The organism is Lysinibacillus sp. FSL K6-4013, assembly GCF_038630435.1.
GTDB classification, from domain to species: Bacteria; Bacillota; Bacilli; order Bacillales_A; family Planococcaceae; genus Lysinibacillus; species Lysinibacillus boronitolerans.
Map to the genome: position 1 here is coordinate 1,787,144 of NZ_CP152031.1, position 13,459 is coordinate 1,800,602.

The window sequence follows — 13,459 nt, forward strand, 5'->3', positions numbered from 1 at the left end:
GTGACTACCATGAAACAACTACAGCGCTATACTAAAAAAATCAATTTAATCATTGGTCTCCTCGTCATTGTTGGCTTTCTGCTCGTCATGATTGTTAGCTTTTTTTATACACCCCATGATGTCAACGCGATGAATATACCTGAAAAATTGCGTGGTCCAGGTGGAGCCTATATGTTTGGAACAGATGAATTCGGGCGAGATATTTTTAGCCGCATTATGAAGGGGACGCAAACAGCCTTTGCCGTGGGTCTATTAACGGTTGCGATCGGAACAGTATTTGGTATTCTCATAGGCGGGATTGCAGGCTATGTTGGTGGCTGGGTCGATGAAATATTTATGCGCACGATGGACGCTTTAATGGCCTTTCCGGGAATCATCTTAGCATTAATGCTTGTAGCAGTATTCGGTCCAGGAATAACGAATACAGCGATAGCGCTTGGAATTATCGCGATACCAGCTATTGCGAGGATTGCCCGCAGTGGCTTTGTGCAACAGCGCGACTCGGAATATGTGCTAGCAGCGAAATTAATTGGTGTTAAGCCTTATAGCATCATGTTCCGTCATATATTGCCAAACATTTCGTCGCAAATTATTGTTGCAGCAACCGTGACGTTTGCGACAGCAATGTTAGCCGAGGCAGCACTGAGCTATTTAGGGCTTGGGGTACAGCCACCAAACCCTAGCTGGGGTAGAATGTTAAAAGATTCACAAGCCTATTTAATCGGTGCCCCTTGGTATACGTATGCCCCTGGGGGAGCCATTACGATTCTCGTTCTAGGCTTATATATGCTCAGTAATGCTTTACGAGATTTTATGGACCCACGTTCAAAATCGTAATAGATCAGGTGCTGTCTTTTGCAACAGTTCATATGCCTTAACAGCCATCTCAATATTGAGGCGATGGGGAGCTTGTAAAAAATCAGCACCTAGTATACTTTCTAATCGTTCTATTCGTTTGTAAAGTGTTTGACGGACAATAAACAGCTGTTCTGCTGTATCATTTTTAGCCCCATTACAGGTCAGATAAACAGCCAATGTTTGAAATAAATCATGGCTACTTTTTTGATCTAATACTAAAATTTCCTGTAAATAATCTTTTACAAATTGTAGGAGGGCTGTTTGATCCTGCTGTAATAACAATCGGTAGACACCTAAATCCTTATAATAGATGGAGCTCGTCAATTGATGATGCTGCATTTGGATGGCTGATTTGGCTTCCTTATAGCCCAGATGAACACTTTCGATCGTTTGATAGACATTGCTAATACCACAGCTAAGGGTAAGTTGCTCAAAAAATTGTGCTGCTTTTCGTGCAACAATCTGTGAAATCGCTTGATCAAAGGCGTCACGATTGTCTTTCATATAATCTGCGGCAATGAAAAAGGCTAATATAATAATCTCGTGCTGTCTTACTGAAACAGTAGGAAAAAATCCAAGCTTTTTCAGGATCGAACGAACATACATGGCATTTTGTAGCTGGATTTCCTGCCATTCTTCTTCAGGCACGGTATTGGCTTCATCATGTAGATTGAACACGACGACTCGGTAAAATAAATTACGACTTTCGATTGGTAGATAGCTTTGATAGTATTGAATATCTACTGGCTGACCTTGAATTAAGGCTAGTATGAATTCATCCTCACGGCTTTGCTGTCGCTCCTGAAGCATGCGGTTACGCATTAAAATATGGGCAATCGACATAGTTGCTCGTTCAAGATTTAACAAGGTGTAATCACTCTGCTTTGGCAGTTCAGAATGCATACATAAATAGCCCCACACTTGTCCAAGTCCATTAACAGGAATAATGACAAAATGGTCTTTACCCAAGGATAGAAGGTGCAAGGGCTCTTGTAGTTCTAACTGCTGACAATGCTCCTCCATGACACGTAAATATTTTTTAGCCTCCATAGGATAATAAAAGCTTTTTGTATCTTCTGAAACAAATAGAAAGGGAGCATTTGTATCTTGATGGAGCACTTGTAATATTTTTAAAATACCATTTGGCATTAATGATAATTCCATAAAAGTTTTGGATAGTGTATCTAGCTGTGTAAGTGCCTGCTGGTGTTGATTAATTATGTACGTGTGCAAATCTTGCGTAATATCAATAAATCGTACAATTTCCTCAAAGATGATGATAGGGAAATGATGGGCATTTGCCATGGCAATCAATTCTACGGGAACATGGTCAAAATAGTCGCCAATTTCGATGCAAAGACCAGCTGCCTCATTTCGAATAAGGTTTTGTAAGTAGGCAATTTGTGTTTCCCGTTCTAGCTGTAAGCCGACACCCGTAGTTAAAATTAATTCACCACCATTGATTAATGTTTCAAAATCTTTAATTTCTAATATATGTGTCCACAATACTTGGCGATCAAGGCCGTGCTGCCCTGCAATAAGCTTCGCCGATTCAAAATGCTTGCGCTTGAGGACATCACGTACGAGTAGAGGATGTTTCGACATCAATTAGCACCTGCCCTTCGAATGTACAATGTCTATTTCATTATGTTAGAGAAATCAGAAAATTTCAATATTAACTAGCTTAATAGGGAAAATGGAGATAGACAAAAAGACACCGATGATACACGATTGGAGGTCATGATATGGAGCGAAACGATCAGTTTACACATACTTTACAGCAAAAAGATCATGAAAACATTTGGCATCACATGTCTATCTATAACGACAAAGCACCTCCCATTATTGAACAGGGAGAAGGGGCGTGGATTACAGATAGTTTAGGCAATCGCTTTTTAGATGGTATGTCAGGCTTATGGGCAGTGAATGTAGGGTATGGGCGTGAGCGTCTTGCCAAGGTTGCGTATGAGCAGCTAAAAAAGCTTTGCTATGCTCCTTTAACACAAAGCCATGAACCTGCTATTAGGCTCGCTGAAAAAATTAACAGCCTACTTGATGATGACTATATGATGTTTTATTCCAATAGTGGCTCAGATGCGAATGAAGTGGCGTTTAAGTTAATACGTCAATACCATCAACAAAATGGGGAAGGGAACCGCTATAAAATCATTGCTCGCTATCGGGGCTATCATGGCAGTTCACTTGGGGCATTAGCAGCTACAGGTCAGGCATTACGTAAATTTAAGTACGAGCCGCTGACACCAGGCTTCTTACATGTTGCTCCACCTGATCACTATCGTCGTCCAAAAGGGCAGTCAATTGAGACATACAGCCTAGCACTTGCCCGAGAAATGGAAGAAAAGATTATTTGGGAGCAAAAAGAAACCATTGCGGCTGTCATTATGGAGCCACTCATCACGGGTGGTGGAGTGCTTATTCCACATCCAACTTATGTCAAAGAAGTCGAGCGCATTTGTAGAAAGCATGGAGTATTACTCATCATGGATGAAGTCATTTGTGGTTTCGGACGGACAGGTAAGCTATTTGGCCATCAGCATTTTGATATTCGACCAGATGTTATTACCATGGCGAAAGGATTAACGAGTGCCTACCTACCACTATCCATTACAGCTATACGTAAAGACATTTATGAAAAATTTAAAGAGACGGACGGCTATAGTCATTTTCGCCATATCAATACATTTGGGGGCAATCCAGCAGCTTGTGCAGTGGCCTTAGAAAATATAAAAATCATGGAAGAGGAAGGACTTGTGCAGCGAGCAAGAGATTTGGGTATTCAATTCCTACATGATTTGCAAGACCTATTAGAGCTGCCCTTCGTTGGCGATATTCGTGGGCTTGGGCTACTCATTGGTATCGAGCTGGTCGAAGATAAACAATCTCAAACACCTGCCAAGCCTGAGCTAATAGCGAAAATCATGGCTGATTGTCAAGCAAACGGCTTAATTGTTGGAAGAAATGGTGATACAGTCGAAGGCTTCAATAATATCATTACGTTAAGTCCACCGCTTTGCTGTACAGACGAGGACTTTGAGTTTATGGTTGCTGTATTAAAAAGAGTATTTGCAGCCAACGTCTAGCCTGAGGCGATTCCAAATGTGCAAAAAACACGAGGAATCGCCTTTAATACTGTCGTTTATGCCCTTTCTTCACCTCTTCCCAGTCAATTTCGATGTTATGCAACACACGTGTTAGTAGACTGTGAATGCTGTTAATCTCCTCATTGGAAAACCCCTCAAGCGCACGGGCATTGGAATATTCGCCCTCCCGTTTTAAAAAAGGATAGATGTCCATGCTTTTAGCTGTAGGAAAAAGTAATTTATTTTTCTTATTCCCTTGTTCAATTCGTTTTTCAATAAAGCCTTTAGTCTCCAATTTTTGAATAGCTCGTGAAGCCGTTGTGCGGTCTACCTTCAATAGCTCTGCGACTTTCTCTTGAATAATACCTGGATTTTCACAAATACGGATGACATATAAATATTGCCCCTTCGTCAAATCCAATTCCTTGAATTCAATATTGCTTATCGAGTCTAATGCCCGTGCAATGGCACCTATTTCACGTAAGATTTCTTTCATGTTCGATCCTCCTAAGATTTTTGTTGTAATTGCAATAAAAATCGTTCTATACTAATATTATCATCTTCAAAGTGAAATTGCACCTAGAGAAGATGATTCAGGAGAGACTAGGAGGAATAGTAATGCGTATAAAAAAAGTAACAACGGAAGCAGAATTACAAACTGCGTTTGATTTTAGACGTAGCGTTTTTATTGAAGAGCAGCAAGTCCCTGAGGAAGAAGAATATGATGAATTTGATGCACTAGATGCTCCATGCGATCATATTTTGGTGTATTACAATGAGCAACCGGTTGGAACAGGTAGACTACGAGTTGTAGAGGGCTATGGCAAATTGGAGCGTATTTGTATATTAGAAGAATACCGCAAATTTGGCCTTGGTAAGGAAGTTATTGTGGGCCTAGAGCAAATTGCACGAGATAAAGGGCTAACAAAGGCAAAATTAAATGCCCAGTCCTATGCAGAAGGCTTTTATGAAAAATTAGGCTATCAGCGTGAAGGTGAAGAATTTATGGATTGTGGCATTCCCCATATTTTAATGAAGAAATACTGGTAGCAGATGAAAATCACACGATGATAGAACATGCCAGACTTAGCATCATACTTTGTAACTTTTTAATCGTTGCTTGGGTCTACTGCTTAAAGGGGGGATGTTGTTGAAGAAATGGATATGCCTTTGTACCATGTGTTTGTTACTGACTGCTTGCGGTAGTCAAGTCATCATCGAATGGGTTGATGTAATCAAATGGGATGGTAAACAATATGAAGCTGTATATGAAGTAGCGTTAGCCGATCGTTCATTCATTGATAAGGAAATAGGGGAAGTTGATTTTAAAGTAGCTGATCATATCAAAAGAACTTCCTATCGTTTTAAGGATGGCGATGCAGCCTTCCACGAGAAGGGGACAAAGCTTTATGCGATAAAGGGTCTTGACGATGCCATTGCGGTAGAGGATCACTCGGTTATTAATGGCTATCGAATTTATATGATAAGAGATGACGCTCCGCCGCGACGGAATTTTGATCAGGTTCCATTAGAAGAAGTGAAGAAAATAGAATTTTACTCATCTACGGAAGAAGGCAATCGGAAAACGGCTAGCTATACAAACCAGTCTGACATGGCAGATATAAAGGCAATTTTAGTCAATAGTAAACCAGCCCCATCCTTTGAGCCAAACGGGGATACGAACCGTTATGATGTACTCCTTTATACAGACGATGCCATTGCTTTTCAATATGGCATACAATTTGATGGGACTACTTATTTTTGGTTTCCGTCAGAAAACGCGATTTTATCGAATGATATACAGCAGTTTATTTCCAAAGATTAGCGTACTTCTCTAAAGAGAATTGCATGCTACTTTCTGTAATGGTTAGGCGATCAGGAAGATTAACACTTTAGCAAAATGCGCCAATTAAAGAAAGCTGCCCAAACATAAGGCAGCTTTTATTTATTTTTGCTTTACAACCGTACCTGCAAAGCTATCATGAGGAAGACGTTGACCGTGCTGCTGCTCGAAGGCTTGGCGATCTTTTAGATAATCGAACGTACTGATAGTATCTCGATATGCCATGCGTTTAATAATTTGACCTGCTGATAATGGACGACCATCTTCATTTTCGAGTGCTAATCCCATTGCTTTGTAGCCAATCGTTTGTCCGTTTTTACGGAGTTGTGCATATTCTAGCGCCCACAATACCACAGTTGGCGTAACGAGTGCATGAACAGCCTCATTTTTTACTTTTTTTCGTAGGAGGTATTCAACCCCAAACGTGACAGCTGTTGAAACAGCTGTATCGATTAAAAATGCAGCTGTGCGTTTTTTTGTCATCGATTCCATATAAGCCCTCCTTTAATGACCTGTCACTAGTACATACGAACAATAAGGACAAAAAGTTTCGATTTATCCTAGATTCATATCTAATGAAAGTACAGGATAGGATGGAATTGCCCCATGCTTTGTTGTTGAAATGCCCGCATATCCGTTTGCAAAAGATAGCAGAGACATTGCATACTGTTCACAATGAGCTACCACTTGATCTACTGTTAGTTGATGATGAAGAAATTGACTTAAAATCGCGCCAATAAAAGCATCACCAGCCCCAGTTGTATCAACGGTTTGTACCTTGTTAGCAGGAGCCTTCATATGATGCTTTTTCGTATATAAGGTAGCCCCAGCAGCACCATGTGTAATGATGATAACTTCTACATATCCCTTGAATAACGTTTGAACAGCTTCCTGTTCATCTTCTAGAGTTGTTAAAAACAACAGTTCTTCCTCTGAAAGCTTGACAATATGGGCTTTTGGTAAAAAGGCTAAAATGGTTTCACAACACGCCGTCTTATCCTGCCATAAAGGAAGGCGCACATTCGGATCGAAGGATATAAGGCTTCCTGCTTGATGTGCCTGTTCAATAAGGGCAAGATGTGCTTGTTTCATAGGACTCTCTACAAGATTAACAGAGCAAAAGTGAACGATATCGTGCGCTGTTAATAGCTGCGAGGGGAGGTATTCCTGTTTGTATAAGAGATCTGCAGCATGCCGGCGATAAAATTGAAAATCTCGTTCGCCATGTTCATTTAATGAAACAAAGGCAAGACTTGTTTCACCATCCGTTGATTGACGAATAAACTGTGTATCTACACCTGCTTGCTGCAACGTTTTGATTAGGAAGTCACCAAAGGCATCCTGACCGACTTGTGTAAGAAGGGCCGCCTGCTGTCCTAGCTTTGCACAGACAGCGGCTACATTGGCAGGTGCTCCTCCTGCATGTTTAGTAAAATGCTCAATGTTGGCTAGGGAGCCGTGCTGCTGTGTCGGTGTAAAGTCAACTAATAATTCTCCAATTGTGAAGAGCTTGCCCATTATGAGACCTCCTGTGGTAGTCGCTTTTTCTTAGGAACATAAATGGTATAAAAAATACCAGCGAAAATGAGAAGGATCCCCATCGTTTGCGTAAAGCTTGGCATAAAATCAAGCAATAGCATATCCAGTAAAATGGCGACAACAGGGTCGACAAAAACCAATACAGAGACAAGAATCGTAGACAGGCTACGAATACTATCAAAAAATAAATAGTAAACAAATCCTGTATGAATAAAGCCTGTGCCGAGTATATAAAACCAATTGGTTGACGTTAATCCATCAAACAGCGAGAAGTCGATAAAAGGCAGTAGTATCACGATTCCAACTGTTGTTTGAATATAGGTTAACGCATACGAGCTAAGCTTCGTGATGGTTTTGCTTGTTAGCATTGTAAGGGCATAAAATACTGCTGACAGTAATGCCCAGATAAAGCCAGATTGCATAAATTCTGAGAACGACACAAAATTATTGAGACCGATGATAAAAATACTACCGATAAAGCAAGTGATTGTTGCGACAAGTGCCTGAATGGTCATTTTTTCCTTCAAAAAAATAGCGCCTAAAATTAACACAAATATGGGGGCTAAATTATAGATGGAAATGGCAATTGAAATGGACATTTCCTCAAAGGCTTTAAATAAAAATACCCAGTTTAACACAATAAAGACACCGCAAATAAGCGTTTGAAATATTTCTTTCTTATCCCATACCTCTGTTTTATGTCCACCCGTGATGAGCCACATACCACCTAGAAAGAGGGTTGCGCAAATGCATCTAACAAAGACAAGCTCTGTAGCGGGAACACCAGTGTGAACGGTAAAAAAGCCGATGGAACCAAACAGTGCCATGGAGACTGTTAGTTTAATGATTGCTGAGATGTTCATACGAAACCTTCCTTCTATTATTCTATTATTTTATTAAGCTATACGGATTAAAACCAACTATTCACGAATTTGGCCGTTGCCATGAATAACATATTTTGTTGATGTTAATGCAGGCAAGCCCATTGGTCCACGGGCATGTAGCTTTTGTGTACTAATACCGATTTCTGCACCATAGCCAAATTCAAAGCCGTCCGTGAAGCGGGTGGAGGCATTATGATACACTGCTGCTGCATCGACATTGTTTAAGAACGTCTCGGCGGTTAATTGATCCTCTGTAATGATGGCCTCAGAATGATTCGTTCCAAAGTATTGAATATGCTCAATCGCTTCATAGACATTTTCCACCAATTTAACGCTTATTTTTAAATCAAGGTACTCTGTCGCATAATCATCCGCTGTAGCTGGAAGGGCAGCTGCAAATTGCTGACATACTTGCTCATCACCGATGATGGTTACACCTGCATTGTGGAGTGACGTTAAAAGCTGGACGCCGTGTTCTTTAAACCAAGCCTGATGAATGAGTAAGCTTTCTGCTGCATTACAAACAGAAGGACGCTGTGTTTTAGCATTCAGACAGATTTTTTCTGCTTTTATGTAATCCGCCATTTCATCCACGTAAATGTGACAGTTGCCTGCACCTGTTTCGAGTACAGGAACAGTCGCCTCATTGACAACTAAATCAATCAGGGCTTTGCCACCACGAGGAATGAGCACATCTAAGTACTCTTTTAAATGGAATAATTCTTTGGCTGTTTCGCGGCTTGTATCCTCAATTAATTGAACAGCATCGGTAGGGATAGAAGTTTTAGCAAGCGCGCGATGAATACTTGCAACAAGAGCCATATTAGAAAACTTAGCGGAGGAGCTTCCGCGCAAAATAACTGCATTGCCCGTTTTTAGAGATAGTGTTGCTGCATCGATCGTCACATTTGGTCGAGCTTCATAGATCATACCAATAACACCAAGTGGCACAATTCGTTTTTCAATGCGTAGCCCATTGTCCTTTTCAATATGTTCAACAATTGTACCTACTGGATCGTTTAAGGAGACGAGTAAATGAATGGCATCGGCCATTGCTGCAATCCGTTCTTCATTGAGCATGATACGATCCAACGTAGATGCAGGTATACCTTGCTGCTCACCTTGTGCCAAATCCTTTGCATTTTCAGCCATAATGTCATCTTGATCGATTAATAGCTGTTCTGCAATTTTTTTCAGTGCCTCATTTTTCTCGCAGGTAGTTTTAATATTTAACATATAGCTTGCGGCTTTTGCGCGTTGTCCTTTTTCTTGAATTTCACTTGTCATTTGTCATTCCTCCTTAATTCGTTTGAATTTTCAGCCATTTGTCTCGGTGAATTACCTCAATAGGGCTTTTCAGCAATGTATCAGTCCGTTTTCCCATGGCAGAGAGAAGCTCTTGGGAAGAGTACAGTACTTCGCCACGTCCTAGTAAGTTCTTCTCACTATAGACTTCTACAACATCACCATTGACAAACTCACCTTCTACACGATAGACGCCAGCAGGTAATAGACTTTTACCATTATTCATTAAAGCCTGTTCTGCACCACTGTCTATAAAAATTTTACCAGAAATTTCCGTGAGTGCAATCCACTGTTTATGATTTGTTAACACAGCGAGCTCATCATGCCCCACATAAGTGCCATCACCATGTCCTGCTAAAATTTCGACGAGCTTCTGTGCACCATGACCTGTACCGATAAATACCTTCACCCCTGCACGTAGCGCTGTTCGTGCTGCCAGAAGCTTTGAGGCCATGCCTCCTGTGCCAACCTTTGATCCTGTACCATCCGCAAAGCTTAGCAAGTCATCCGTAATAGCAGCTAATCGATCAATGCGCTCTGCCTGTGGGTTTTTATTGGGATTGGCATTATAAAGGCCATTGATATCTGTTAAAATGATGAGCTGATCGGCGTGAACAAGTCCACTGACGAGTGCTGAAAGCATATCGTTATCTCCAAAGGTTAATTCGCTAATAGACACTGTATCGTTTTCATTAATAATCGGTAGCATGGATCGTTCTAATAACTCCTCGAAAGTCGCATAGGCATTTTTATAGCATTCTTTTTTAGAAAAATCTGTTCGTGTCAATAATATCTGGGCAGGCATGATATCGTAAATACTAAACAAAGCACTGTACGTTTGAATGAGTAGGCTCTGTCCTACAGCAGCAGCTGCCTGCTTACCCTTCACTGTCACAGGACGAGCAGGGTAGCCTAGTTGTTTAAAACCCGCCGCTACGGCACCAGACGACACAAGCAAAACTTCATGCCCCAATTTCTTCAACTCGGCGATTGCCTGCACATGGTCCATTAAGCGAACTTTATCGATTTCACCCTTTGCATTCGTTAAAGAGCTACTGCCAATCTTAACAACAATTCTTTTTCTCTCCATCTCACGACCTCCATCATTGCTGAATCAAGATAAAAAAAGCCTTTTCATCCTAAAAATTAGGACGAAAAGACTTGCCTTCCGTGGTACCACCTACATTGAATATCATGCGACATTCCACTTTTCTCATAACGCTAGAGACTGCGCCTAGTTTGGCTAGGACGTTTCACAAAGTAGGTTTCATTAGTCTTCCTTGTACAATGCCTTGCAGCCGATGGGCAGTGCTCTCTTTTCAAGCAGTGGCTAACTACTGGTCTTCGTTCGTTTTCTCATCTATTGACTAAAGGATGCACTACTTCTATAAGTCTGTCAAGCTGAATGGGTAAATTACTTGAAAGTTTTGATAAATTAAGAAAGGGATGCGTTAAAATGATGAAAAGGCCACTTATTTAAACCACCAAATAGCAATGAAAAGGGGAAGCATAGCCAACACAATGACAAAGAAGCTCCAAATGACCTGTTTCCCAGAAGACATATTTTTGGGTTTGATGCTCATTTGTTCATATAGCTGGTTAATGGCTCGTTGCTCTTTCGCATAAAGCATTGCTTGAAATTCTTCGTAATCTTGAATATAGCTAGATGGAGCACGTGGACTGAAGCGTAAATTTCGAATGGAATCCGTAATCTCTTTGTCAGCCATCCAATACGTGATGACAGGTGCTAAGCCTGCGTTTTGTGTGGCCTTCACCTCAATGTCATGGGATTTCATTTTATAGTAAACCTGTCCATGCTCATCCTCATATTGCGTGACAATATCACTTACTGCCATTATCAATCACCTCTTATGGAAGTTATCTGGTTTATCATGAGTTTCTACTATTATAATGGATTAGGGAAGAAAAGTATCGCTTGAGCGAGCATAAATTGTGAAACCGAAATTTAAAAAAAGTTTTGGATAAAGTCATAAACTTACATCTAGTGAGAACAACGTCATGTAGTATAATGTATATAGTTTTTTAAAAGAAGTTGAAGGAAGGGAAAGTTTTGGACATCTCAACGTTATTTGCGTTTTTAGGGGCTGCGATGATTTTAACCATTATGCCAGGGCCCGATAATTTATTTGTGCTTGCCCAAAGTATTACACAAGATAAAAAAGCGGGTATTGCCACATCTCTTGGATTGTGTACAGGGCTACTTGTTCATATTAGTGCAGCAGTACTTGGTATTTCTGCGATAATTTATCAATCGACCATTATTTTTACCATCGTCAAATTTGCAGGAGCAGCGTATTTATTATATCTAGCTTGGCAATCATTTCGTGCTAAAGGAGACCCTTTTACGTTGCAACAGCAAAATACGCAAGCCTATATTAAATTATATAAAAAAGGAATATTAATGAATATTTTAAATCCTAAAGTATCGTTATTTTTCCTAGCGCTGTTACCACAGTTTGTTAATCCATCGCAAGGACATGTGGCGTTTCAAATGCTTATTTTGGGTATTGTATTTTTAATACAAGCGCTTGTATTATTTTCATTGTTTAGTATATTTGCAGGGAAAGTTAGACAAGTCATTATTGGTAAACCTGCGATTGCTAAACGACTAAATACAGTTCAAGGTATTTTATTCACATTTATCGGGATACAGATTGCCATTAGCAAACAGTAGGGAGGAATGGACATGGCTATTTTACATATTACCTTTAGCTTAGCAACGCAGGGTTCTATGAAACTTGCAATTCGTCAACATCGTTTGCAGCGAAGTGAATCAGTTCTAAGTGTCCATGATGATCTCTCGATTGGACCTCTTCAAAACTTTGAAGAACGTAAAACTTGGTTAGCCACGCATATTTTAGATGATGATGACCAGCAATTGTATGATGAGATTTATGAAAACTGGAGGAAAAAAATCGCTAATTTACCTTGTGATGTGGATGTGTGGATTTGGTATAGTCACAACACACATGAACAGATAGGACTGCGCTATGTGATGAGTGAGTTAATTCATAAATGCAGTATGGTGTATGGTATTGATGCAACGGAGAATCTGAAGGGTATTCACCCCAATTTAGACATTCGCCATACAGGCGAGCTTTCCTCGGAAATGCTAATGAAGCTTCGCCCTAGTGCAAAACGATTCTCTGTGCAAGAATGTCAGCAACTCGCTAAGGAATGGGAAAACATTAAAGAACAGCCCAGTACATTACGGTTATGGAAAAGTGAACTATTGCATGTAGAGGAAGATGCAATGGATGCATACATTATCGCCAGTGCAAAAAATTTGCATTTACAGCAAAATGAAGAGTGGCTAATGCCTACGCATATTTTGGCACAGATATTTGAAACATTTGTCCATTATGTAGGAAATGATTTCGTAGAGTATCGCTTGCTAACGCTCGTCGAACAAGGCGTATTTGCCATGAAAGGCGATACAACGGATATTTTTTCCTATCAGGTTAAATTACTTTAGTAAAAAAGATCAGGGCTGCCAAAGCTGATATTATCCCCTTTAAGTAGACAATGTTAAAAAACCTACAGTACGCTGTAGATAAACATTTTACTTAAAGGGGATTTTCTCTATGTCGCGAAAAAATAATACGTATTCAAATGAATTGAAGTTAGAAATTGTACAAGCCTATTTAACGAGCAATGAAAGTATGCAAAAGATTGCGGATCGATATGAAATTCGCAATGTTTCACAAGTGAAGGCCTGGGTGAAAAAATTTAAAGAAGTTGGATCAATTGAAGCCTTTAATCGCCTTCCATCTACGGGTTCTGGAGCGAAAGGTGTGAAGAATCCGTTAAAAGGAAAACGTACCCACTTTAAAACTGTAGAAGAAGAACGTGATTACTATAAGGCACAGGTAGAATACTTAAAAAAGCAGTATCCAAATCTGTAAATG

Annotated in this window: 15 protein-coding genes; 7 read left to right on the forward strand and 8 right to left on the reverse strand. The window is 40.2% G+C overall.

The window, feature by feature from the left end:
* Nucleotides 1-9 precede the first annotated feature (9 nt).
* A complete protein-coding gene (locus MHB39_RS08550) occupies nt 10-837 on the forward strand; it encodes an ABC transporter permease (protein ID WP_036076342.1) in 828 nt (275 codons plus the stop codon).
* On the opposite strand, the gene MHB39_RS08555 is transcribed toward MHB39_RS08550, so the two are convergent.
* Nucleotides 826-2,463 carry a PucR family transcriptional regulator gene (locus MHB39_RS08555; RefSeq protein ID WP_036076343.1) on the reverse strand — a complete coding sequence of 546 codons (1,638 nt, stop codon included), beginning with the start codon at nt 2,461-2,463 and terminating at the stop codon, nt 826-828. The two genes, MHB39_RS08550 and MHB39_RS08555, sit on opposite strands and share 12 nt — an antisense overlap.
* Before the next feature lie 140 nt (nt 2,464-2,603).
* On the opposite strand from MHB39_RS08555, the gene MHB39_RS08560 reads away from it, so the two are divergent.
* Complete coding sequence (locus MHB39_RS08560; RefSeq protein ID WP_016994367.1) at nt 2,604-3,959, forward strand: aspartate aminotransferase family protein; 1,356 nt, start codon at nt 2,604-2,606, stop codon at nt 3,957-3,959.
* 43 nt (nt 3,960-4,002) lie between these two features.
* Here MHB39_RS08560 and MHB39_RS08565 read toward each other — a convergent pair whose 3' ends face one another.
* The gene (locus MHB39_RS08565) at nt 4,003-4,455 is read right to left on the reverse strand and encodes a MarR family transcriptional regulator (protein WP_016994368.1); all 453 of its coding nucleotides are present in this window, start codon (nt 4,453-4,455) and stop codon (nt 4,003-4,005) included.
* Between the two features lie 122 nt (nt 4,456-4,577).
* Between MHB39_RS08565 and MHB39_RS08570 the strand changes: the two genes are divergently transcribed.
* Nucleotides 4,578-5,009 carry a GNAT family N-acetyltransferase gene (locus MHB39_RS08570; protein ID WP_312126729.1) on the forward strand — a complete coding sequence of 144 codons (432 nt, stop codon included), beginning with the start codon at nt 4,578-4,580 and terminating at the stop codon, nt 5,007-5,009.
* A 94-nt stretch (nt 5,010-5,103) separates the two neighbouring features.
* Complete coding sequence (locus MHB39_RS08575) at nt 5,104-5,784, forward strand: hypothetical protein (RefSeq protein WP_342546297.1); 681 nt, start codon at nt 5,104-5,106, stop codon at nt 5,782-5,784.
* A gap of 120 nt (nt 5,785-5,904) precedes the next feature.
* On the opposite strand, the gene MHB39_RS08580 is transcribed toward MHB39_RS08575, so the two are convergent.
* The 6 genes from MHB39_RS08580 to MHB39_RS08605 form a co-directional block, all read right to left on the reverse strand.
* Nucleotides 5,905-6,294 (reverse strand): RDD family protein, encoded by a 390-nt coding sequence (locus MHB39_RS08580; protein ID WP_342546298.1) that lies wholly within the window; start codon nt 6,292-6,294, stop codon nt 5,905-5,907.
* A gap of 63 nt (nt 6,295-6,357) precedes the next feature.
* The gene (locus MHB39_RS08585) at nt 6,358-7,320 is read right to left on the reverse strand and encodes a carbohydrate kinase (RefSeq protein WP_279494563.1); all 963 of its coding nucleotides are present in this window, start codon (nt 7,318-7,320) and stop codon (nt 6,358-6,360) included.
* Nucleotides 7,320-8,204, reverse strand: a complete 885-nt coding sequence (locus MHB39_RS08590; protein ID WP_004229564.1) for a DMT family transporter — start codon at nt 8,202-8,204, stop codon at nt 7,320-7,322. Before MHB39_RS08590 ends, MHB39_RS08585 begins: the two co-directional genes overlap by 1 nt.
* A 57-nt stretch (nt 8,205-8,261) precedes the next feature.
* Nucleotides 8,262-9,512, reverse strand: a complete 1,251-nt coding sequence (locus MHB39_RS08595) for a glutamate-5-semialdehyde dehydrogenase (protein WP_342546299.1) — start codon at nt 9,510-9,512, stop codon at nt 8,262-8,264.
* A 13-nt stretch (nt 9,513-9,525) separates the two neighbouring features.
* On the reverse strand, nt 9,526-10,620 hold the full coding sequence (gene proB, locus MHB39_RS08600) for a glutamate 5-kinase (RefSeq protein ID WP_312126745.1): 1,095 nt from the start codon (nt 10,618-10,620) through the stop codon (nt 9,526-9,528).
* Between the two features lie 382 nt (nt 10,621-11,002).
* Complete coding sequence (locus tag MHB39_RS08605) at nt 11,003-11,386, reverse strand: hypothetical protein (protein ID WP_004229554.1); 384 nt, start codon at nt 11,384-11,386, stop codon at nt 11,003-11,005.
* Between the two features lie 215 nt (nt 11,387-11,601).
* Here MHB39_RS08605 and MHB39_RS08610 point away from each other — a divergent pair, with 215 nt between their 5' ends.
* The 3 genes from MHB39_RS08610 (at nt 11,602) to MHB39_RS08620 (ending at nt 13,456) form a co-directional block, all read left to right on the forward strand.
* The gene (locus tag MHB39_RS08610; RefSeq protein ID WP_048390149.1) at nt 11,602-12,225 is read left to right on the forward strand and encodes a LysE family translocator; all 624 of its coding nucleotides are present in this window, start codon (nt 11,602-11,604) and stop codon (nt 12,223-12,225) included.
* Between the two features lie 12 nt (nt 12,226-12,237).
* On the forward strand, nt 12,238-13,026 hold the full coding sequence (locus tag MHB39_RS08615) for a DUF1835 domain-containing protein (protein WP_342546300.1): 789 nt from the start codon (nt 12,238-12,240) through the stop codon (nt 13,024-13,026).
* A 109-nt stretch (nt 13,027-13,135) separates the two neighbouring features.
* Nucleotides 13,136-13,456 (forward strand): helix-turn-helix domain-containing protein, encoded by a 321-nt coding sequence (locus MHB39_RS08620; RefSeq protein ID WP_016995084.1) that lies wholly within the window; start codon nt 13,136-13,138, stop codon nt 13,454-13,456.
* Nucleotides 13,457-13,459: the final 3 nt, after the last annotated feature.